This window comes from Marinobacter halodurans (assembly GCF_004327985.1).
Taxonomy (GTDB): Bacteria; Pseudomonadota; Gammaproteobacteria; order Pseudomonadales; family Oleiphilaceae; genus Marinobacter_A; species Marinobacter_A halodurans.
On sequence record NZ_SJDL01000046.1, the window covers coordinates 18,899 to 38,807 of the forward strand.

At 60.1% G+C, this 19,909-nt stretch carries 25 protein-coding genes and 1 pseudogene; 9 read left to right on the top strand and 17 right to left on the bottom strand.

Going from position 1 to position 19,909, the window contains the following annotated elements:
- Positions 1-117: 117 nt before the first annotated feature.
- The 4 genes from EZI54_RS20800 to EZI54_RS20815 all read right to left on the bottom strand — a co-directional run bounded on the left by EZI54_RS20800 (position 118) and on the right by EZI54_RS20815 (position 1,992).
- The gene (locus EZI54_RS20800; RefSeq protein ID WP_131483821.1) at positions 118-315 is read right to left on the bottom strand and encodes a hypothetical protein; all 198 of its coding nucleotides are present in this window, start codon (positions 313-315) and stop codon (positions 118-120) included.
- A 25-nt stretch (positions 316-340) separates the two neighbouring features.
- Positions 341-634, bottom strand: a complete 294-nt coding sequence (locus EZI54_RS20805) for a hypothetical protein (protein WP_131483822.1) — start codon at positions 632-634, stop codon at positions 341-343.
- Between the two features lie 213 nt (positions 635-847).
- Positions 848-1,354 (bottom strand): DUF2244 domain-containing protein, encoded by a 507-nt coding sequence (locus EZI54_RS20810; RefSeq protein ID WP_131483823.1) that lies wholly within the window; start codon positions 1,352-1,354, stop codon positions 848-850.
- Positions 1,355-1,536: 182 nt separating this feature from the next.
- Entirely contained in the window at positions 1,537-1,992 is a 456-nt protein-coding gene (locus EZI54_RS20815) for an aminoacyl-tRNA deacylase (protein WP_131483824.1), read from the bottom strand.
- Between the two features lie 248 nt (positions 1,993-2,240).
- Between EZI54_RS20815 and EZI54_RS20820 the strand changes: the two genes are divergently transcribed.
- From EZI54_RS20820 to EZI54_RS20830, 3 genes are all read left to right on the top strand, one after another.
- A complete protein-coding gene (locus tag EZI54_RS20820; RefSeq protein WP_131483825.1) occupies positions 2,241-3,128 on the top strand; it encodes a chemotaxis protein in 888 nt (295 codons plus the stop codon).
- Between the two features lie 143 nt (positions 3,129-3,271).
- On the top strand, positions 3,272-4,336 hold the full coding sequence (locus EZI54_RS20825; RefSeq protein WP_131483826.1) for a hypothetical protein: 1,065 nt from the start codon (positions 3,272-3,274) through the stop codon (positions 4,334-4,336).
- A 207-nt stretch (positions 4,337-4,543) separates the two neighbouring features.
- Positions 4,544-5,608, top strand: coding sequence for a hypothetical protein (locus EZI54_RS20830; protein WP_242674543.1), 1,065 nt, complete (start codon positions 4,544-4,546; stop codon positions 5,606-5,608).
- 32 nt (positions 5,609-5,640) lie between these two features.
- Here EZI54_RS20830 and EZI54_RS20835 read toward each other — a convergent pair whose 3' ends face one another.
- Both EZI54_RS20835 and EZI54_RS20840 read right to left on the bottom strand, forming a co-directional pair.
- Complete coding sequence (locus EZI54_RS20835) at positions 5,641-5,931, bottom strand: DUF6482 family protein (protein ID WP_131483827.1); 291 nt, start codon at positions 5,929-5,931, stop codon at positions 5,641-5,643.
- 168 nt (positions 5,932-6,099) lie between these two features.
- Positions 6,100-6,717: a LysE family translocator gene (locus EZI54_RS20840; protein WP_131483828.1), complete on the bottom strand. Its 618-nt coding sequence runs from the start codon at positions 6,715-6,717 to the stop codon at positions 6,100-6,102.
- Between the two features lie 143 nt (positions 6,718-6,860).
- Between EZI54_RS20840 and EZI54_RS20845 the strand changes: the two genes are divergently transcribed.
- The gene (locus EZI54_RS20845; protein WP_165495827.1) at positions 6,861-7,988 is read left to right on the top strand and encodes a patatin-like phospholipase family protein; all 1,128 of its coding nucleotides are present in this window, start codon (positions 6,861-6,863) and stop codon (positions 7,986-7,988) included.
- 2 nt (positions 7,989-7,990) lie between these two features.
- On the opposite strand, the gene EZI54_RS20850 is transcribed toward EZI54_RS20845, so the two are convergent.
- From EZI54_RS20850 to EZI54_RS25370, 3 genes are all read right to left on the bottom strand, one after another.
- Entirely contained in the window at positions 7,991-8,620 is a 630-nt protein-coding gene (locus EZI54_RS20850; protein ID WP_131483829.1) for a LysE family translocator, read from the bottom strand.
- Positions 8,621-8,733: 113 nt separating this feature from the next.
- Positions 8,734-9,465, bottom strand: coding sequence for an MFS transporter (locus EZI54_RS25365; RefSeq protein ID WP_341352863.1), 732 nt, complete (start codon positions 9,463-9,465; stop codon positions 8,734-8,736).
- The gene (locus EZI54_RS25370) at positions 9,396-10,037 is read right to left on the bottom strand and encodes an MFS transporter (RefSeq protein ID WP_341352864.1); all 642 of its coding nucleotides are present in this window, start codon (positions 10,035-10,037) and stop codon (positions 9,396-9,398) included. The genes EZI54_RS25365 and EZI54_RS25370 overlap by 70 nt, the downstream gene beginning before the upstream one ends.
- Positions 10,038-10,299: 262 nt before the next feature.
- Between EZI54_RS25370 and EZI54_RS20860 the strand changes: the two genes are divergently transcribed.
- Positions 10,300-10,782 (top strand): sll1863 family stress response protein, encoded by a 483-nt coding sequence (locus EZI54_RS20860; RefSeq protein WP_131483830.1) that lies wholly within the window; start codon positions 10,300-10,302, stop codon positions 10,780-10,782.
- On the opposite strand, the gene EZI54_RS20865 is transcribed toward EZI54_RS20860, so the two are convergent.
- The gene (locus EZI54_RS20865) at positions 10,783-11,535 is read right to left on the bottom strand and encodes a carbon-nitrogen hydrolase family protein (RefSeq protein ID WP_131483831.1); all 753 of its coding nucleotides are present in this window, start codon (positions 11,533-11,535) and stop codon (positions 10,783-10,785) included.
- 288 nt (positions 11,536-11,823) lie between these two features.
- Between EZI54_RS20865 and EZI54_RS20870 the strand changes: the two genes are divergently transcribed.
- Positions 11,824-12,780 carry a 1-phosphofructokinase family hexose kinase gene (locus tag EZI54_RS20870; protein WP_131483832.1) on the top strand — a complete coding sequence of 319 codons (957 nt, stop codon included), beginning with the start codon at positions 11,824-11,826 and terminating at the stop codon, positions 12,778-12,780.
- Positions 12,781-13,072: 292 nt separating this feature from the next.
- On the opposite strand, the gene EZI54_RS20875 is transcribed toward EZI54_RS20870, so the two are convergent.
- The 3 genes from EZI54_RS20875 to EZI54_RS25490 form a co-directional block, all read right to left on the bottom strand.
- On the bottom strand, positions 13,073-14,968 hold the full coding sequence (locus EZI54_RS20875; protein ID WP_131483833.1) for an FAD-binding monooxygenase: 1,896 nt from the start codon (positions 14,966-14,968) through the stop codon (positions 13,073-13,075).
- 449 nt (positions 14,969-15,417) lie between these two features.
- Positions 15,418-15,933, bottom strand: a complete 516-nt coding sequence (locus tag EZI54_RS20880; protein ID WP_131483834.1) for a GFA family protein — start codon at positions 15,931-15,933, stop codon at positions 15,418-15,420.
- Between the two features lie 114 nt (positions 15,934-16,047).
- Complete coding sequence (locus tag EZI54_RS25490) at positions 16,048-16,194, bottom strand: type II toxin-antitoxin system RelE/ParE family toxin (protein ID WP_242674545.1); 147 nt, start codon at positions 16,192-16,194, stop codon at positions 16,048-16,050.
- A 407-nt stretch (positions 16,195-16,601) separates the two neighbouring features.
- On the opposite strand from EZI54_RS25490, the gene EZI54_RS20890 reads away from it, so the two are divergent.
- From EZI54_RS20890 to ltrA, 3 genes are all read left to right on the top strand, one after another.
- The gene (locus EZI54_RS20890) at positions 16,602-16,853 is read left to right on the top strand and encodes a type II toxin-antitoxin system Phd/YefM family antitoxin (RefSeq protein WP_007154508.1); all 252 of its coding nucleotides are present in this window, start codon (positions 16,602-16,604) and stop codon (positions 16,851-16,853) included.
- On the top strand, positions 16,850-17,104 hold the full coding sequence (locus EZI54_RS20895; protein ID WP_131483835.1) for a Txe/YoeB family addiction module toxin: 255 nt from the start codon (positions 16,850-16,852) through the stop codon (positions 17,102-17,104). The genes EZI54_RS20890 and EZI54_RS20895 overlap by 4 nt, the downstream gene beginning before the upstream one ends.
- 384 nt (positions 17,105-17,488) lie before the next feature.
- Positions 17,489-18,319: a group II intron reverse transcriptase/maturase gene (ltrA, locus tag EZI54_RS20900; RefSeq protein WP_131483836.1), complete on the top strand. Its 831-nt coding sequence runs from the start codon at positions 17,489-17,491 to the stop codon at positions 18,317-18,319.
- On the opposite strand, the gene EZI54_RS20905 is transcribed toward ltrA, so the two are convergent.
- From EZI54_RS20905 to EZI54_RS20920, 4 genes and pseudogenes are all read right to left on the bottom strand, one after another.
- A complete protein-coding gene (locus EZI54_RS20905) occupies positions 18,224-18,487 on the bottom strand; it encodes a Txe/YoeB family addiction module toxin (RefSeq protein ID WP_131483837.1) in 264 nt (87 codons plus the stop codon). The genes ltrA and EZI54_RS20905 overlap by 96 nt on opposite strands.
- The gene (locus EZI54_RS20910) at positions 18,484-18,726 is read right to left on the bottom strand and encodes a type II toxin-antitoxin system Phd/YefM family antitoxin (RefSeq protein ID WP_131483838.1); all 243 of its coding nucleotides are present in this window, start codon (positions 18,724-18,726) and stop codon (positions 18,484-18,486) included. The genes EZI54_RS20905 and EZI54_RS20910 overlap by 4 nt, the downstream gene beginning before the upstream one ends.
- A 56-nt stretch (positions 18,727-18,782) precedes the next feature.
- Positions 18,783-18,968, bottom strand: coding sequence for a hypothetical protein (locus EZI54_RS20915; protein ID WP_131483839.1), 186 nt, complete (start codon positions 18,966-18,968; stop codon positions 18,783-18,785).
- A gap of 22 nt (positions 18,969-18,990) precedes the next feature.
- Positions 18,991-19,909, bottom strand: a pseudogene (locus EZI54_RS20920) (transposase); the annotation flags it as partial.

Sequence of the window (19,909 nt, forward strand, 5' to 3'; positions counted from 1 at the left end):
TTCTGTGGAAAACAAGGCCGTTGTTCTGGGATCACGGCATCTACGTTGGTGCGTACAGGAACGGATCAGGGTGCGGAACCCTGGCGGGTGGCCGCGCCCTGGGGGTCAGGATGGAACTCAGAAAACTTCGAAACCGGGGTTGCGCTTGCGCAACGCCGCAACGACCACGTCACGTGGGGTATCACTGGCAAATGCGGTCGGCAGGATGTTGCTGCCGAACAGGCTGATGATCTCGTCCGTGTGCGGTCCGCTGTGCTTGGCCATCCACAGTTCCTTGGCTGGCTTGACCTGGATAATCGATTGCGAAGTATTCAAAAGATCTCCTCTGTTTGGTTGAACGTCAGTGAACCTCTCTGCGTGAAGTCCTCAGGTGCCCCATGATCCAGACCAGACTGGCAAAAAGCAGCATGATACTGGTCGGCAGCAGCCACAGTTTGTGCTCGTAGGGCAGTGGCTGTCCCACCTGCTGCGCCAGATTCGGCCATATATACTGCAGGTTGACCATGAAGAGTGCGGCGATGGACAGACAGGCTGTCGCGATGCCGACGATGACGGCCAGGCCGTCGGGATCGATGTGGCGGGTCGGGGAAGTCAGGCGATGCTCCTCCACATCCACTGCTTCGACATGTTCCATGGTTTTATCCTCTTCCGTGAGTTTCTGGTGCGCAAAAAGTCAGGTACAGAATGCTCTGGAAACCCATGCGGTTCTGAGGCAGCGACCGCATTGTTCCCTTAAATGGGGGCAATTTTTGTCATTTCAACCGTTACCCCGCAGAAAATGGTTGCGTTTATCCAGTACGCAATCACTTTTTATCTGGATCACCAGGCCTGCGCGTGGCCTTGGTGATCAGAACCAGACGCCCTGATCGGGCTGTCGCCGCTCGACGCGCAGTCCCTTACCTTCCAGGATGTTCACCAGCAGGCGGGTGTCGTCCATGTTGAGGAAGGGCGCCAGCGCAATCTCCAGCTCCTGGTGCAGCAGGAACAGCCTCGGCGGCGTCCAGGGATGCCGGGCGGCGACCAGGTGAATGCGGGTGGTACGACGCGGCAGGGTCCACTCCATTTCCTTGTGGAAAATGCCTTTTTCCAACCGCAATTGCTCCGGCGCGATCAGCAGCAGCTCCTGGCGCCGGCACTGGCGGGCGGTCAGGTAGAATCCGACGGCCAGGGCCACCAGTTCCAGCCCCGCGAAGGGCAGGATCACCCAGGCTCCCGCCAGCCACATGCCGGTGTTGATGCTGGCCATAATAGCCAACAGTCCCAGCCAGACATGGATGTTGCCACGCCAGCTGAGGGAACGGTTGGGTGTCAGCCGCAGCTGGTCACCCTGGTCGCTCAGAAGGTGTTCCACCATGGCTTCGGTCGGGCGCAGGGGCTGTCAGGGGCCATCGGGCACGAATTGTGACCGGATTGGACAGGCCCTGAAGACCAGTATAGACCAGGGATTGTTATCGGCGAGTGACAATGGTGGTTCAGGGGCATCGGGCGCTCCCTGATGAGCCGGTGCCGCAATCGGGCACCGGCCCGAAGCGTCGATCAGAAGTGCAGGACGTGAGGCCGAACAAGCCGGTCGTAGTCCTGATAACTCATGTGCATGACTTCGTCATGGCTGCCGGCGTTGAAGGCGATGTGATCGTCTTCCCGCAGGTGTTCGCTGACAAAGACATCCATATTGTAGAGATTCCCGAAAGGCGGCATGGCGCCCAGTTCGCAATCCGGGAAAGCCTTGGTGATGTCATCTTCGCTGGCCAGTTCCATGTCCAGGGTGCCCATGGCCTGCTTCAGCTCATCCAGGTGGACCTGGTCTGTGGACGGCAGGACCGTCATGAACAAGCGGTCACCGGACTTGATGACGACCGTCTTGGCAAATTCCCGGCCCCGTACGTGTGCCGACTGGGCCGTGCGGGATGAACCGATGGTCGGTTCATGCAACTGGGTGCGATAGTTCACCGCGTTGCTTTCAAGGTAGTTACGCAGTTTGTCGCTGATCATGGCGTTACCCTCCTTCACCGAAGTGAACGTTCCATGACGCTCCCGCGTGGGAGACCCGGCGTACGACTCGAACCCGTCCGGGCATTCCTATTCTATCACGGACGCCGGTCGCGGTTGCGATGAGACACAAATGGAAATTGAACCGTGTGGCCGGGCATATTAAGTTCATCAGTATCCATGAACGATAGGTGCTGACGGCGCACGCTGCCCGCGGCGGGTTCAAATACTGACAGGGATCGCTGAAGACGATGTCCAATCCAACCCATCAAGCCCAGAAAATGCTGTTGTTCGGCCTTTCCGGTCAGAAATCGTTTGCCATCGGCACGCTGAAAGTCCGGGAAATCATGCCGTTGCCGAAGCTCACCAAGCTGCCGCACAGCCACCCATCGGTGATCGGGACCACCACGTTTCGTGGGTCCGCCGTCCCGGTGATCGACATGGGCGCAGCCGTCGGCTACCCGCCCCTGACCCACGAAGAGCTGCAGCAAAGCTCCGTCATCGTGACCGATGTCCAGCGTAAGGAAATCGGCTTTGTCGTGCGCAGCGTGCGCCAGATCATCGAAGCCGACTGGAAACAGGTCAAGAGGCCGCCCACGGCCCTGGGCAAGCGCGCCTTCGTGACCGGGCTGCTGGACCTGGACGGCGAAGTCATCCAGTTGATGGATGTGGAGCTGCTGCTGTCGATGGTCTATCCCAGCGCGGTCGAAGTGGACGAGGTGGTGCTGACGGACGTCCAGCGGGAAACCCTGAAGTCCCTCAACATCCTGCTGGTGGACGACTCCCAGGTGGCCCGCAAGCAGTTATCCGATGTGCTCGACAGCAAGGACATTCCCTACTTCGTCACCACCAACGGCGACGAGGCCCTGCAGATCATGCTCGACACCGCTACCGAGGGGCGCCCCATCGACATCCTGGTGAGCGATATCGAAATGCCCGGCCTGGACGGCTACGAGCTGGCCTTCCAGGTCCGCGACAACAGTTCCCTCAAGCAGCCCTACATCATCCTGCACACCTCGCTGAACAGCGAGATGAGCGTCAGCTACGCCAACCAGGTGGGTGCCAACGAGGCCCTGACCAAATTCGATGCCGAAGAACTGCTGCAGGCGATGCTGCGGGGTGCCGAACAGAAACCGTAATCAGCGAATGTGTGATGGCCATCACGGGCGGTCCGCGGACCGGGGCCGCAAAATGAAAAGTAACCGTTTGTAAGCCGGTGCGCGGGTGTGTACGTTTTGTCCAATAACAACAAAGACAACGAGACACATCAACGGGGTGGTCAATGCACTGGCGTGGCCCGCTTTTCATCCTGGCCTGTGTCGGCGCGGCAGCCGGCCTGGGCTATGCGCTGTCACAGTTGCCTGACGAGGGCGGCCGGCGGCCCCTTGCGGCAGTAAATGCCGAAGCCCCATCCCAACCTCCGGCGCCTGTCGCCGGTACGCCCGCGCCAGCACAGCCTCCTGCTCCCAAGCCGGCGCCTGACGAAAACCCCATCCGCTTCATGCTGGCGCAGGTGGCCGACCAGTACGAAGAGGCATCCCGTTATCCCGCCTATTCCGTGCCCATTTCGCCCGGTCAGGCGAAAGCTTATGCCGGCAATACATACCATGCCGTCACCCTGCCGCTGGCCGACGACGGCCGCTTCACCGTCAACCTGGAAAAGTACCGTTTCACCCGCGGGGAGACGATCCTGGTGGTGGCCAACCTTGCCGGGCCGATGGTGGTCGGCCAGCGGGTTGAAGCCCGTCTGGAATCGCCGGGTGAGGGGCAGGGCAGCCAGCCGGGGACCGCCCTGAGCCGAACCCAGGACGGCTTCTACCAGGGTGAGCTGGACAGCAATCGCGAACCCGGTGAGTACCGCCTGATTGTCTCCGCCCGCGTGGATGGGCAGACCGTCCGCCACGTGTCGACCCTTTCCATCGAACCCCACCTGGGCGATTTCGCAGGCGTGGGCTCCACCCGCATCGAGAACAACAACCTGGTGATCCCGGTCGGATTCGAGCCGGACGAGGCCGGCTTCTATGCCCTGGGCGCCAACCTCTATGTGAACGGTCAGCCGGTGGCCCACCTGAGCCACGAGCAACGTCTGGATGGCTCCACGGCGAACATTGAGCTGTGGGCCCACGGCTCGGTGATGGCCGGCCACACTGGCAAGCTTCAGCTCAAGGGCCTGCAGATCCGGCGTTTGCCCGCCCGGCCGGGTGATCGGACCGACTATGGCTTTGGTCCCGAGGACGGTTTTGAGGTCGACGCCTCGGGACTGGATCGCCTGGAAGATGTCCCCGCGAGGGAACCCGAATCAGAGCAACGGGCCGCAATATTGAGAAAGATGGCAACCGGAGCCTGATCGACCGTCGAGTCCGCCCTGATGTCGCACCGCCTGAAGGTGCAGTGGCGCAGGATGCCGTCGGACGAGACCGGAGTGACACCCGGTCAACGCAACCTTCCCGTATCAGAGGCCGTTGTCTGTCGACGGTGGTGCCGTCATGCCTGAAGGCGGTTCGGGAAGGCGCAGTGAGGAAAAACAACAACATCGACTCACACGGAGCACATCATGAAGAAAACAACGATAGCGGTCGCCCTGATGGCCGCAACCTGCTCGACCGGCGCGCTGGCTCAGTTGGCGGGACACAATGTCATTCTGGTCCATGGTTTCCAGCAGGAGGATCTGGCGTCGCCTCCGGCGGATATGGAGGCCGTTAAGGCCAATGGGGAGGACTACTGGCGGACCTTCTGGCTGTCCCGGTCCGAAGCCCGGATTGACTGGGCCAGCGATGGTCGTGTTGAAGGCAAAATCGCCCGGCAGGCCTACCAGCAGGTGAAGTCGATTGCCCGGCAAGGCCTGTGCAGTGACTACTGCATCATCGTCTCCCATTCCACCGGTGATCTGGTCACCCGATACCTATTGGACAACCAGGCCCGCTGGCTGGCGGCGGACGGCCTGCCACCGCTGAAGGTCCTGGCGTCCCTGGACTTCTCGGGTGCCGGCGGGGGTACGGACCTGGCCGATCTGGCAATCGGCGTCGCCTACAACGACAGCTGGTACCTGGCGCCGGTCAAGGCCGCGGTGAAGGCGTTTACCGGCATCGATCCGCAGCCCGGCAAACTGGGCGTGGTCAATGACCTGCAAACCAACTCGGCCCGCAACCTGGCGGTCAGCCCCAACAGCATTCCACGGCTCAGGTTTGTCGCGGGCGGGAACTCCTATGGTGGCCTGACCAAGCCGTTCATCGCCGGGACGGACGATGGTGTGGTCCCGACCCATTCCTCATGCGGCTCGGCAACGTCGGATGCCATCGACTCCTGCGTGTCCAACCTGAGCCTGGCCGGCAAGGTGTCCAGTCAGGATGCGCCCTCGAGTCTCTACTACAATCACTATCCGGTGCTGATGAACGAAGGCGTCACCCACAGTGGCGTGCTGGGTAGCGAAGTGGGGAACATCTCGGTGCCGGTGGTGAACAACACCGCGCTCAACGGTCTGCAGGTGGACTTCGCCAGCCGCACCTACAACAAGCGCGCCTGGTGGCAGCTGTGGGGCAGTGGGGACCAGTACATCGAGGTGCCGGGCTCAGACAGCACCGACATGTCCACGCTCGTCTACACCACCCTCAACGACTGACCGTCCGGGCCCCGGCCATGCTGTCGGGGCCCCTAGAGCCGCACCCGCATTTCCGTGACCGAATCGCTGGTCATGCCTACCATTTCGTCGGTTCCGGCCGGCGGGATGATCTCGGTCTGCTTGATGTGGAAATGGTGGAACGCGTCCCGGGCGTCACAACTGCTGGTGAAGAGCACCGGCCGCTGGTCTTTGGTGACCAGGATGAACGCATCGTCGCCGATGTAGAAACGCGCCATATAGTAGCGGCCTTCCATGGAGACGAGTTCGAGCAGGTCGATGTGGGTTTCCGGTCTGAGACGGGCCTCGGTCATGGTGATGTTCATTGCCGTTCTCCAGTGAGGATCACGAAAATGGATACGACCGCACGGGTGACGGGGATTGTTTTTGTCGTCTTTCCCTCACGACAGCATAGGCGGGTTTTGCCGCCCATGGAAAGGGACTCGTGCGGCAACCCGAAGGCCAGAAAGTCAGCGCTCGCGGCCGGGCCCGTGTCAGTGACGCAGGATGCCGAGCACCAGCCGACCAGCCAGCCCCACCAGGATGGCACCGAACAGGCGCTCGAACCAGACCGTATGGCGTTGCAACCGGGACAGCCAGCGGGGGTTGGAGAACAGCCAGGCGACGATCAGGTACCAGCCACCGTCAATCACCATGGCGGTGGCGGCGTAGCCGAGTTTGGCCACGAAGGACGTATCCACGCCCACCACCTGACTGAACAGGGCAATGAAGAACACTGCGATCTTGGGGTTGAGGAACACCACCAGGAAACCATCCCGCGCGGCGCTCGAGGTGGTGGGGACCTCCGGCAGCGCTCCGTTTTCCCGTCGCCGCGACGTCAACCCCTTCACCCCCAGCCACGCCAGGTAGAGCGCGCCACCCCATTGCAGCAACCCAAACGCCACGGGCGATGCCTTGATCACGGCGGCCAGGCCGATGATGCTCAACAGCGCATACAGCCCCACGCCAAGACCATGCAGCAGGGCAGCCGCGACACCGTTGCGCCGGCCGCCGGCCAGGGTTTGCTTGAGCACCACCGCCAGGGAAGGGCCGGGGGACATGGCGCCCAGGACGCAGATGGTGACAACGGTAAGCCAGGTGGCGAGGGTCATAGCGATTTTCCCGGAATCCGAAAGATGAAAACAGGCGTCCAAGTTTAGCGCCGGGGGTGGCCTGAGTCATCCGCGTGCCGGAACCGGGCGGCGCTTGGGCTATCCTATGGGAAGAGCGGGCTTTCCAGGCAAAACAGGAGCATATGATGCAGACGGGTGTGGTGCTCACCGGCGGCGGCGCGCGGGCGGCCTATCAGGTTGGCGTGCTGAAGGCGATTTCAGAGATGTATCCGGACTGGGCCCATCCCTTCCGCGTGATCACCGGCACCTCCGCCGGCGCCATCAACGCGGTGGCCATTGCCAGTGGTGGCGGGGTGTTCCGGCACAACATCGCACGCCTGGAGGGCATCTGGTCCGAGCTCACCATCGACCAGATCTACAAGAGTCACAGTTACGACATCCTGCGCAACGTCAGTGACGTCGCCCGACGGCTGATCACCGACAGCACCAGCGAAAAGCCCTTGTCACTGCTCAACAACAGCCCGCTGCGGACACTGCTGGAAAAGGAGGTAGACTTCAAAGCCCTGAAGACGGCGATCGATGAGGATCGGCTAAGCGCGGTAGGTGTCAATGCCTGCGGCTATACCACGGGGCAGAATGTGTGCTTCTTCCAGGCCGGCAAGGATAAGGCCAACTGGAGCGTCGGCCAGCGCGCCGGCGCCCGAACCAACCTGACGCTGGACCACGTCATGGCGTCGTCGGCGATTCCCACCGTGTTCCGGCCGGTCAAGATCAACCGGGAGTATTTCGGCGACGGCGTCACCCGCCAGATGGCGCATATCAGCCCGGCCCTGCGTTTGGGGGCGGAACGGGTCATCGTGGTGGGGGTGAGCGCCAACCACGTCTGCTTCCCGGAACGACCCAGGAACACACCGATGCCGGGATTCAGCCAGGTGCTGGCCCATGTCTTCAACGGCATGTTCCTGGATACCCTCGACTACGACATCGACCGTCTGCGGCTTGTCAATCAACTGCTGGAACTGGTGCCGAAGAAAAAACTGGAAGAGTCCGGACTGGACCTGCGCCCCGTGCATTTGCTGGAGATCTCCCCCAGCGAGGACATCGGCGAGATTGCCACCCGCCACCTGGACAGCATGCCGCTGGTCCTGCGCAAACTCTCGGGCGCCAGCGGCGAGGCGTATACGCCGGGCTCGAGCCTGGCGAGTTACCTGATGTTCGATCACCGTTTCTGCCGTGAGTTGATCAGCCTGGGCTACAGGGATGCCCAGACCCAGGCAAAGCAGATCGAGCATTTCTTCCGGGAGGAATGACCTCAGCCCAGCGCCAGCCAGGCCCCCACACCCACCATCAGGGTGCCCGCCACCCGATTGACCGTACGTACGCCACCACCGCGTCGCAGCGCCTGGCTCAGCTTGCGACCGCCGTGGGCGTAGATCTGAAGGCAGATGAATTCCAGACCCAGGATAATCAGGATCAGCGTCGTCAGCTGCGGTGCCATGGGCAGCTTGCTGTCGATAAACGGGGGCAGCAGGGCAATAAAGAACGCCCAGCCCTTGGGATTGGCAATCGCCGTCACGAAACCCTGCGTCGCCAGCTGCCAGGGGGAAGCCGCCGGTGCCGGCTCATCCTGATCCCCGAGCGCCAGCTTGCCGCGGGAGCGCCACATCTGGATGCCCAGCCACGCCAGGTAAACGCCGCCAGCGTACTTGAACAGCGCGAAGGCCGTCGGGTATTCCAGCATGAACGTGGCCACACCCACGGCAGCGGCTGCCGCGACCAGGCCAACACCCAGCAGTTCCCCGATCATCATCCACATGGCACGGCGCACCCCGACGGTAATCCCCAGGGACAGGGACAGCGTCATACACATCCCCGGCGACAGTGACACCAGGAAGAACGTGGGAATGAAGGCGGACAGCAGATGCAGGTTCAGTGAAGCCACGGTTCACGTCTCAGATTAATCGTACGGAACCGTTCATCATAGAACTGCTTGCACTGGCTGCCTACCCGTCGCTGGGTTCGTAAAAATACTTAAGGGGCGGCCTGCGTCGGAGGTTAACGGGACCCGTGTGGCGCCGGTTCCTTCCTGTTTTCTTCTTCCTCCGCTATCTCGGCCGGATGCTCCTCGAAGTCTGGATTCCGCGGGTCCAGGTCGGCCATGGCGAGGGCCACCTCGGGCGTGGTCATGTAGTAGTCTTCCTGCTCGTCCACGCTCGGATGCATGCGACGGCCCGGGCCGACAGCCATGAACAGCATCAGCAGGCCGAGGATAACGGCATTGCTGATGAACAGTCCGGCCGGCCCCATGAGTTCCATGGCCGCGGCGCTGACCACGGGCCCAATGCAACTGCCGATTCCATAGCTGAGGAGCAGGGCGGTGCTGGCAGCCGTGATCTGGTGGCTGTCCATCAGGTCGTTACTGATGGCGACGGCAATCGGATAGAGCGTGGCGCTGATGCCCATGTACAGCCCCACGAACAGCACCAGGGCCCAGGCGCTCATGCCGCCAATAAACGCGGCTGCCAGGCTGCAGCCGGCTGCCACCAGGGCGGTGACTATCATCACGCGGTAGCGGTCGAAGCGGTCACACAGCCGGCCCACGGGCCAGGCCATGATCATCGCCGCAATGATCGCCGAGGCCATGAAGTTCGAGACCTGGCCGATGTCGAGTCCGATACGGTTGGCGTACACCGGCCCCATGGCGTAGAACGCGCTGATCAGGAGGCCGGCGACCAGCGACCCCAGGGTGCCGACCGGGGACATGCCGTACAGCCGACGCAGCGACATGCGTTCGCCCTGGACAATGGTGGGGGATTCCCCCGGCGTGTCAGCGACAGCGGGACCACCGCCAGCGCCACCAGGATTGCCGCCAGGGAAAAGGGGATATAGCCCGCCGGATCGCCGACGCGGATCAGCACCTGGCCGCCGGCCGTCGAGAGGAAAAACACGATCTGGTAGATGGCAAACAGGCTGGCCCGGTTCCGGTTGTCGGCCTTGCTGCTGAACCAGCTCTCCATGACGATCATCAAGCCGGCCATCACAAAGCCGCCGACGGCGCGCAACCCGCCCCAGAGGCCGGCCTGCACCGCCATCGGGTAGATCAGGATGGATGCTGCCAGGATGGCCGCGAACACTGCAAACGCGCGGATATGCCCAACCCGCTCGATGATGCGGCCGGCAAATAGCGTTCCGGCCACGAAACCGAAGGAATAGAACACCAGTATCCAGCCGATGACGCCGGGGCTGATGCCCTCGATACTCAGTCGCAGGCCCAGCAGCGTCATCAGGAAGGCGTTGCCGCCGATCAACAGGATGATGCTGAAAATGAGCGAAGGCAGCGTCTTTGCGGTTCGGGTCATGAGCGTCCCCCGGCCAGATTCGATGAGTGTCCTCTTGCACTGATTCCAGTATGGTAAAGACTCCAGAGAGTGTTGCAAAAGCTACTGCGCTCGGCCATACGGCGTTGAAAATCCCCTCAAGATGCTCATTTACAGGCCGTAAACTGCGCTCTTTCGTTGATTTTCGCCTTGTCTGGCCGTCGCTCGCGACGCTTTTGCAACACCCTCTTCAGCCCCTGCCACGGCAATCCGCAACAACTGGTATATGGATACGGAGCACCCTATGACGAGTGAAAACACGATTCCCGCCAGGATCCGCTGGCGGCACCTGATGCTGGCGGCGCTGCTCGGCGTTGTGCCTGTCATGGCCCAGGCCGATGAGCCGCAGCAACCGCCCACCATGGAAGCACTCAAGCACGACACCGAGAACCTGATCGACAAGCTGGGTAACTACTCGGCCGAGCAACGGGACGAAGCTGCCGCATCAATCAAGGAATCGCTGGACGAGCTCGATCAGCGCATCGACGTGCTGGAAAAGCGCCTGGACGAGAACTGGGACGACATGAGCGAAGCCAGTCGCGAGAAAACCCAGCAAAGCCTGGACGCCCTCCGCGCACAGCGTGAAAAGGTCGGGGACTGGTACGAACGCCTCAAGGGCAGTTCAGCCAACGCCTGGGAGGATGTGAAGGACGGCTTCACCCGGGCCTATGACAATCTCTCCGATGCCTGGAAGGACACCGAGGAGTCGATGTCATCAGGAAATTGATCAGGCTCCTGATGACAACGCCACGACCTGAGACTGCCAATGGCCATCGATCTGCTGCGAAATCACCAGAGCTTTGGCGCTCTCGCTGGCAACGGCAAGGCAGCCGCTGTGGTCCCAGGCAGCGCTTTTGCCAATTGGCTTCCAGTTGCCCGTTGGTTGGTTATGGTTAGCCATGGTTACGAGCATCTTGTACTCCCTGGCATAGTTGGAGAGTTTTTCGGTGTCCGCCGCGTAGCCATTGCCGCCGATCAAAGCGCCGGCAACGTAGACTGAGGCACCTTTGTCGGCGCACGCACGGGCATGCAACGGTGAGTTGGTGTCAGCACAAATCGCTAACGCGACGCTCTGATTTTGAACGTCCAGTAATTTGAGCGTATTTCCAGGCCTGAAATAGCACTCCTCACCGGGATGAAGGTGCATCTTTGCATAGCTGTCTGTTTTTCCATTGGGGTAAAAGATGATGGCGCCAATTTCAGGCCGATCATCGGTTTTCAGAGGGGCACCGATAACCACGCAGAGACGATGCTGAACGGCCAGATCACGAAACGGCTGTAGTCTTGCGTCACCTACCGTGATTGCCAATCTGTCGGCCAGCTGGGGCTCGTAACCGGTGAGGGAAAGCTCCGGGAAAACGATCATGGAGACGGCGTGGGCACTGGCGCACTCAACGGCTTCGATGTGGGTCTGAATATTCTGCTCAATGCGCCCTTTGGCGGAAGGGATCTGGGCGACGGCAATCTTGAATTCCTGCACGGTGCTTTCCTTGCGCTGATACCTGGGCGCTCACCAAACGATGGCTTTGAATGATGTCGCGCCAAACGGGACACGTACCGCGGGGAATCACCATGACGGGAGCGGGCAGGTTTTGAGATCCTGATGAATCACAGGTGCATACGGCATCATAAACCAAACCTGCGACCGATAGGGAGAAGGCGCTGTTGAGTCGCGCGGAACGCTGGTGGCCGACCATCGGTGGTTTTAAAATGTTGTTATCCGCACATTGATCCGCGTTGGCAGACCGCCGCCACCCGGGAGCGCCTGATGGTCGACGCAAGCAAACAAAGGCCCGTGGCCGTACTGAGCCTGAATCCCGCGGTGGACATCACCTACGAGATTCCCCGGCTGATAGCGGATCAGAAGGTGCATGCGTCCAACAGCCGTTACGATCCCGGAGGTAACGGCGTCAACGTGGGACGGGCCCTGAAGCGTCTTGGTGTGCAGGCCTGCACCTTCTGTGCGGTCGCCGGTGAGATCGGCCGGTTCCTGCGTCACCAGCTCGATACGCAACTGGATCAGGCCTGCTACCTGGAGGTTGAGGGCGAAACCCGGATCAACGGCACCATCATCGAAAGCCTCACCGAAGCCCAGTTTGAAGTCAGCGGTGTGGGCCCGGCGGTGTCGACGCTGCAATGGACGCACCTGCTCGAACAGTTCGTAACCCATTGCGGAGAGGGACTGGGCGTCATCACCGGCTCATTGCAGCGCAGCCTGCCGGACAATCTCTATGCCGACGCGGTGCGCCGGGTGCAATCCGCCGGTGGGCGGGCGATTGTCGATTGTCATGATGAGCAATTGCGGCACGCCATCGAAGCCCGGCCTTTCCTGATCAAGCCCAATCGATTCGAACTCGAGACCCTGGTGGGTCATCCGTTGAAGGACCTGAACGCCATCGTCCGGGAAGCGCGCCGGTTGCAGGAGCAGGGCGTGAGCCGGGTCTGTGTGTCCTTGGGCGCTGACGGTGCGCTGTTGGTGACGCCGTCGGAGATCCTGAAAGGGGAGGCGCCTGCCGTCCCGGTGGTTTCCACGGTTGGGGCGGGCGATTCGATGGTGGCCGGTATGGTGGCGATGCTGGTGCGGGGCGCGTCGGATGAGGAAGTGCTGCGAGAGGGGATTGCGTGCAGTGTCGCTACGGTGATGCAGCCGGGAACGGAGTTGTTTGAAAGGAGAATGGTTGAGCGGTTGCGTGGAGAGGTCGGGGTGACGCGTCTCTTGTTGTGATCGATTCAAATGACCGACCCATCTGTCGGAAAACAAATCGGCGCGTCTCACGCGTTCGCCTTCCGTGATTTGTTAAAGCAGCTTATGTGGTTAGGCATAGAAGGCTATCCCCACTGCCGCAAAAAAACAGGACCTTGATGATTAACTCGAAGATCGAGCGATGCCTACTGAAAATCAGAATAACCACGACGTGTTGCGCGTTTACCGCTATGCAGTGAGTGCGTGAAGCAGCCGTTAGAACGCCCCGGCAGCCAGGGCCGGGGCTTAACGGGTACACATGGGGAACTGCGTCTCACCGAATGCGCATTGCGCCATCGAAGAAGGCGGCCAATTCGTCGAACGCATTGAGCGGTAGCACCAGCGACACATACTGATCGGGACGCACTACGACCACCACGCCCTGCCGGTCGATGCCCCTGGCTTCGAAAATATCGGCTTCAGGTGCGATGGCATAGACCTTCTCGTAATCGGTCAGTTGGAAGGGGCCAACCTTCGGCATGAACAGAGCGGGAATCGTCGACCCGAACTCGACGTCGCCGTGGGGCTGCTGGAAGATCACCTTAACGTCGAACAGACTGTCCAGGTCGCTTCCCTTTGGGGTGTACTTCACGACCGGGGAGTCCGGGGAGCTCAGCATCCATTCAGCCCAGGACGCCAGGTGGGAATCCTCTCCAGGACGCGCGCTGTCGGCAAAGGCGTAGATGCGCCAGCGTCCATCGGCGGTTGCATGGTGCCCCAGATGGGCCGGGTTGCCGTCGCAGACCCGCATCACGGGAGCGGACTTGAAACGCTTGCCGACCGGGAAGCCCGTGGCCAGTTGCTGATGATCCCTGTTGCCGGTGATCATCGACTCCCGGTATTCGGTCATAAAGCCGGCGGGGAATTCCGCGGTCTTCACATAAAACTCCGCCAGTTCCTGTGGATCCTCGAATTCCTCGGCGGGCTTCGCCATCAGGCTCGACCATTCGCGGTCGAAATCGATCAGGTTCTGGGCAACCTCGTGACGTTCGCTGGAATAGGTCTCGAGCAGGGATTCCGGGGCGACCCCGGAGAGCACATGGCCCAGTTTCCAGGCGATATTCCAGCCGTCCTGCATGGACACGTTCATGCCCTGGCCGGCCTTGGCGCTGTGAGTGTGACAGGCATCGCCGGCGATAAATACTCGCGGCATGCGGTTTCCAACCTCTTCGGGCGGTACGTCGTCGAACTTGTCGGTGATTCGGTGGCCGACTTCATAGACGGTATACCAGGCGCAGTTTTTCACCTCCAGGGTATAGGGGTGCAGGATCTGGTTGGCTTTGGCGATGGTGGTGTCCAGTGTGGTCCGGCGAATCTGGTGGTGGTCGTCTTCGGCGACCTCGCCGAGATCGACATACATCCGGAAGAGATGACCGCCTTCCCGGGGGATAAGCAGGATGCTGCCCCCGCTGGACGACTGGATGGCACACTTGGTACGGATGTCAGGGAAGTCGGTGGTCGCGAGCACGTCCATGACGCCCCAGGCATGATTCGCCCGCTTACCCACGTGCTTGCGCCCGATGGCCTCACGCACACGGCTGTGGGCGCCGTCACACCCCACGACATACTTGGCCTTGACCGTGCACTCCTGGCCATCCCGGTCGCCCGAGACGTGCTGCAGTAACACGCTCACCGGATATTCCTCGCCGTCGTGGATCTGCAGTTCGAGGAACTCGAGGCCATAGTCCGGCTCAAGCCGTGCCGGCGCGTTTCGGGCGAACTCAGCAAAGTAGTCCAGCACCCGGGCCTGATTGACGATCAGGTGCGGGAACTCGCTGATTGCACCTCCCGGGTCATCGGGGGCCACCGAGGCACGGGAGATCTGCGCCGGATTTTCAGGGTCCGGCGCCCAGAAGGCCATTTCGCTGATGCGATAGGCCTCGTCTGTGATCCGGCTTGCGAAGCCGAACGCCTGGAATGTCTCGACGCTACGTGCCTGGATGCCGTCGGCCTGTCCGATTTCCAGACGCCCGGGACGGCGTTCGACGATGCGGGTGGTGATATTCGGGAACTTCGCTAACTGGGCGGCCGCAATCATCCCCGCAGGGCCGCTGCCGACGATCAGGACGTCGACGCACTCCGGCAAGCTTCCAGGGCGATCGATGCCGCTGCCGGTTGCGTCCTCGAGACGAGGGTCACCGGATACGTAACCGTGATGGTGAAATTGCACCGTTGTGTCTCCTCACGTTTTTCTTGTGCGGGAAGGCGGGTCTATCTGACCAGCCTGTCCAACCTGCTTGTATGTTTTCGCCGCCGTCGTCGATACCCTTCCGGTGATTGCCGGCGACGATCGTGCAGGGGCATGACTCTTTCGGCGAGCGTCTTTTCATCATTGTCTACATTCCGCGCGGATCCCATGTGTTTTTCGGAGGAGATGTTGTACTTTTCACGATCAGGGTGGCGACTGTAAGCTCTGTGAGGCCATGGTTTCCCGGTTATACGCCGTCACATGGCATTTTTCGGACCGGTACGGGAGGCGTGCGTGTTCCTGCATGCTGCAGCTTGCAGTGGCCTTTCGAGTGGGGGAGGAGGTATTTAACGCCAGGCATACCCGTTGTGTCGCATCGTTCAGGGCAAGGCCTGAACCCGGGCGTGAGGGACGTCGCCAGGAACGGGTTGTCAGGTTAACCCGTGACGAAGCTCCGCTTGATATGCCTCGATCTTGGGAAGTATCGTCTTGTGCCTCTCAAGACTCTCGGCAGGCCAATATTTCTCCCGATCATAGTACTCGGGAACTGCAGGTGCGCCTGAGGGGATAACGACCCACGGCTGCTTCGACGCTATGAAGATGTGGATGTCTGGTGGAAGAAGATCCGGATGATCCAACGTGCCGACCCTGACGAACCGTATTATAGGACCCGCTCCAACATAGTTGCTCCACACCGCAATGTGGCATTTCGGGCACCGGGCAATCTTTTGCCCCTTACCACTCTCAGATGCCGTATCAACGATCTGCACCTCGCCGGAGAGCAGTGTCACACGATCAGCTTCGATCATGGCATTCAGGGCGAACGACGTACCGGTTTCCCTCTGGCACCACCGGCAATGGCAGCAGTGTACAAATAACGGCTTCGTTTCCATGCAGTACCGAATAAACCGGCAGCCACAGCCGCCTTCAATGGGAAACGTAGCCATCTTTTGAAACCTCCATCCAGTGAACCAACGCCCTGGCTTTGCGGCGTGCCCGCGTAGGCGCGTCCGACTACACCTCCCGAATGAATTCACCAGGATGCGGCGGACTATGCATAGTCATCCATGATAATCCTCATTATCAAGAATGAAGGCGTTGCCGTCCTGAAATTCGAACGTCATGCGCCAATTTCCGTTAACCCGAATCGACCACCGCCCTTTGTCTTTACCCTTCAATGGATGAAGCCGAAAGCCAGGGATGTCCATGTCTTGCACCTGCAGCTTTCAGAGCACGCAGAGACGATTCAGGAGTAAATCAGAGGCTCCCTAAGTGGCGGTATCCAGCAGCCAGCTGCATACGCAGTTTCTTGGCGTGATCCGGCTGCATGCCCGCCGTGCTACCGATCGAGTAGAACCGCTTCAGTCCTTTGTGACGGAATGATTAATCATTAAGGAATGCTAGCGTGTTGCGCGTCGAGCAACAATCAAGTCTGATGCTGGGAACAGCGAACACCTGGGGGCTTGCCTTTTGCTGTCAACCTGTCGAACGCCAGGCTCACGCGCTGGCTTGGAGCCGCGTAGCGGCGGAAAATCGGTCGCTGTGCAGCCGATTGTCAAATCCTCTTTTGTACGATATCCTGTACAGGAGCAATATCCTGTACAGGAGTAGTCTTATGGATGCTATTAGCTACACAGCGGCTCGAACCAATCTAGCAAAAACCATGGAGCAGGTCTGTGAAGACCATTCTCCTGTGATCATTACCCGGAGTAAGGCGCAATCCGTGGTCATGATCTCGCTTGAGGATTACGAGGCGTTGCAAGAGACCGCCTACCTTTTGCGCGCACCAAAGAACGCTCGTCGTTTGCTGGAGTCAGTTGCCGAACTGGAGCAAGGCGGTGGTCAGGAGAAGGAACTTCTTGAATGAAACTCATCTTCTCCGAGAACGCCTGGGAAGACTATCTGTACTGGCAGAAAACGGACAAGAAGATCCTTAACCGAATCAACAAGCTGATAAAGGAGATCAAGCGGGAACCGTTTGAAGGTGTCGGTAAACCCGAGCCCCTCAAACACAGCCTCGCCGGTTACTGGTCGCGACGGATCAACGAAGAGCACCGCATGGTCTACAAAGTCACGGACGACGCCCTGCTCATAGCCCAGCTTCGGTACCACTACTGATTTAACACCGATGTTAACCGGCGTGGGCTGCGCAGCAAACCACGTCCGTGTTGAACTGTTGGTGTACGCCCAGCATGGGCATGAACTAATGGGGTGAAAGTCCCCTGTGGCAAGGGCCGATCCGTGAGGGTCGAAGACGCCCTGAATACCTGGAAGGGCTGGGCGCGGTCTGGAGGAAGCCGCTAGCAAAACTGCGAGCTGATGAACAAGAACATCATATGAGATGTAGGCCGGAGGCGAGTTGGCACAAGACGACGAAGCCGCGTGATCTAACGGCCACCGTAAATGATGCAGCAGTGCAGTGACAGTGCATGTCCTTATCTGGGGCGGTCCGACGCATCGGGATCTGCTCAACGAGCGATCGGTCAATGACCAGTCAGGCACCTGGTCGATCAAGCCTGGAAGCAGGTTCGAGCCAACAAGGGAACCGCGGGTATCGATGGCATGTCCATCGAGGAGTTTCCCGCCTGGGTAAAGGCCGGCCACTGGAGCGTGGTCGAGCAGTCGATTCGCTCGGGCGATTATCAACCAGCGCCGGTGCGGCGGGTTGAGATCGACAAACCGGACGGTGGCAAGCGCCAGCTTGGCATTCCGACGGTGACAGACCGGGTGATTCAGCAAGCCCTTGCCCAGATCCTGATGCCCCTGTTCGAACCGGGATTTTCAACGGACAGCTACGGTTTCCGCCCGGGCCGGAACGCGCACCAGGCGGTGCGACGGGTACAAAGCGTTCTCAAGGAAGGGAGGCGCTTTACCGTGGATGTGGACCTGTCGAAGTTCTTCGACCGGGTCAATCACGACCTGCTGATGACGCACCTGGGCCGCAAGGTCCGGGACAAGCGTTTGCTGGGACTGATTGCCCGGTACCTGCGAGCTGGGATTATCGATAACCAGCTCTATCTGGAGAGTCGGAAAGGTGTACCACAGGGTGGCCCGCTGTCACCTCTGCTGGCCAACATCATGCTCGATCCACTGGATAAAGAACTGGAACGGAGGGACCATCGGTTTGCCCGTTACGCGGACGACTTCACCATTCCCGGTGAAACGCCCTGTGCGGAGCCGCATGCAGGGTGTTGTGGGAGCTTGGGGGTTAGATACCCCTGGCTACCCGATTACGCATTATTCGTAGTGGCTCCAGAGCCTGAGGACCTTCACCACTCGCTCGTCCTCGATCACTTGGTAGACCAGACGATGCTGAATATTGATGCGGCGTGAACAGGCCCCCGCAAGATCACCAACGAGCTTCTCAAACGGAGGCGGCTTGCGGTATGGATCTTCTGCTATCAGCACTAACAGTTCCTGGGCTTTTGGTTTGAGGCCGCTGGAGGTCAACTTCTTTGCGTCTTTCTGAGCTTGTTTGGTGTAAACCAACTTCCATGTCACCAGTCCAGCTCCTCATCGCATTCATCCACGGGGGTATCCATCCCCTCGCGAATAGACTCCCGCATACCTGGTACAGAGAGCAGGTATAGTGTTTCCTGAATAGCAGACCAGTCTTCTTCGGATACCAGAACGGCTTTGTGCCGCTTACCCATGATGACGATTGGTTGGTGGGACTCGGCAGTCTCGTCAATCAACCGATAAAGGTTGCTGCGCGCCTCAGTTGCTGTGATCCCGGTCATGACGCACCTCTTGCGTGTTTAACTTTTAACCAAGTGTACGCCGATAGGTACGTACGTCAAGACGGACGTTTTGCATAACGAGGCTGTAGAAAAACTCGATTTCGAGCCGTCCCCAGCGCCTGTTTCCCAAGATTTTTGTAGCGGCCATCAGCTAGCTGATCATCGAGATACCAATGTTCAGCCGTCAGTTTCGGCCCTTTGACGGTCTCAGCACCGGTATTACTGGCATTCAGCGGCCACATTCCTAGCCTTCCACCCTCAGCATTACGCCGCTAACCGCCCGTAATTCGCCAGCTTTTCAATATTGTGCACCAGGCAGTATAGCTGCCACTGGCCCTGAACCTTTTTCCGGCTCCGCAAACTGAAGCGATTGAGCCCTTTATTCGTGCCAATGTTGCCGAACACGGGTTCCACCACCGACATCCAGTGACTGTAAATCTCTTTACCCTGCGGGCTGTCTACCCGGTGCTTCATCCAATCGGTGTAGTTGGGCAGGCGCTTGTTCCCGATGGTGAATGAGACCTGCCTTCCGGACCCTTTGCGATGATTGGCGGACGCCGGATTCTGCATGCACTGATGCTTCTTCGAGCCGTGTCGGCATTGCAGCAAACGGCCTTCGAAATGCACCCGCATTTTGCCGTTCTCGGCTTCGCGTGTGCCCTGGTAGCTGATGGCATTGCCTGCCGGGCAGAGGCACGTCAGGTTCACCGGATCGAACTGGAACTCGCTGGCCGGAATGATGTCTTTCCAGTCGTTGTCTGGCAGGTTCTGATGGCGCTTTCCGTACTTGTCTTTCTGCTGCGCGAACTTGGGGTCGCGGCTGCGGAAGCGGTTGTCCGGGATGTAGCCATTGATCTGCCGCTCGTGCAGGTACTTCAGTTGGCTCCGTTGGCGAAGCCGGTGTCGGCGGTGATCACAGCGCCCTGCTGGTAAATGCTGTCAGCGATACCCAGCTTCTTGAATCGGACTTCGACGCTCTCCAGCACCGGTTGCAGCGTGTGGTGTTCCTGGCCCTCGCCAAAGGCCTGGGCGTCGATGATGACCTGGTGTTTCTTATCCACGGTGGCCACGCCGTTATAGCCCTGGAGCGTGCCCTTGCTGGTGGTCATCTTGGCGCTTTCGTTGTCAGTCAGGTTGCTCTTCACTTCCTTGCTCCGCTTCCCCCGGCCCATCCTTGGGCGGT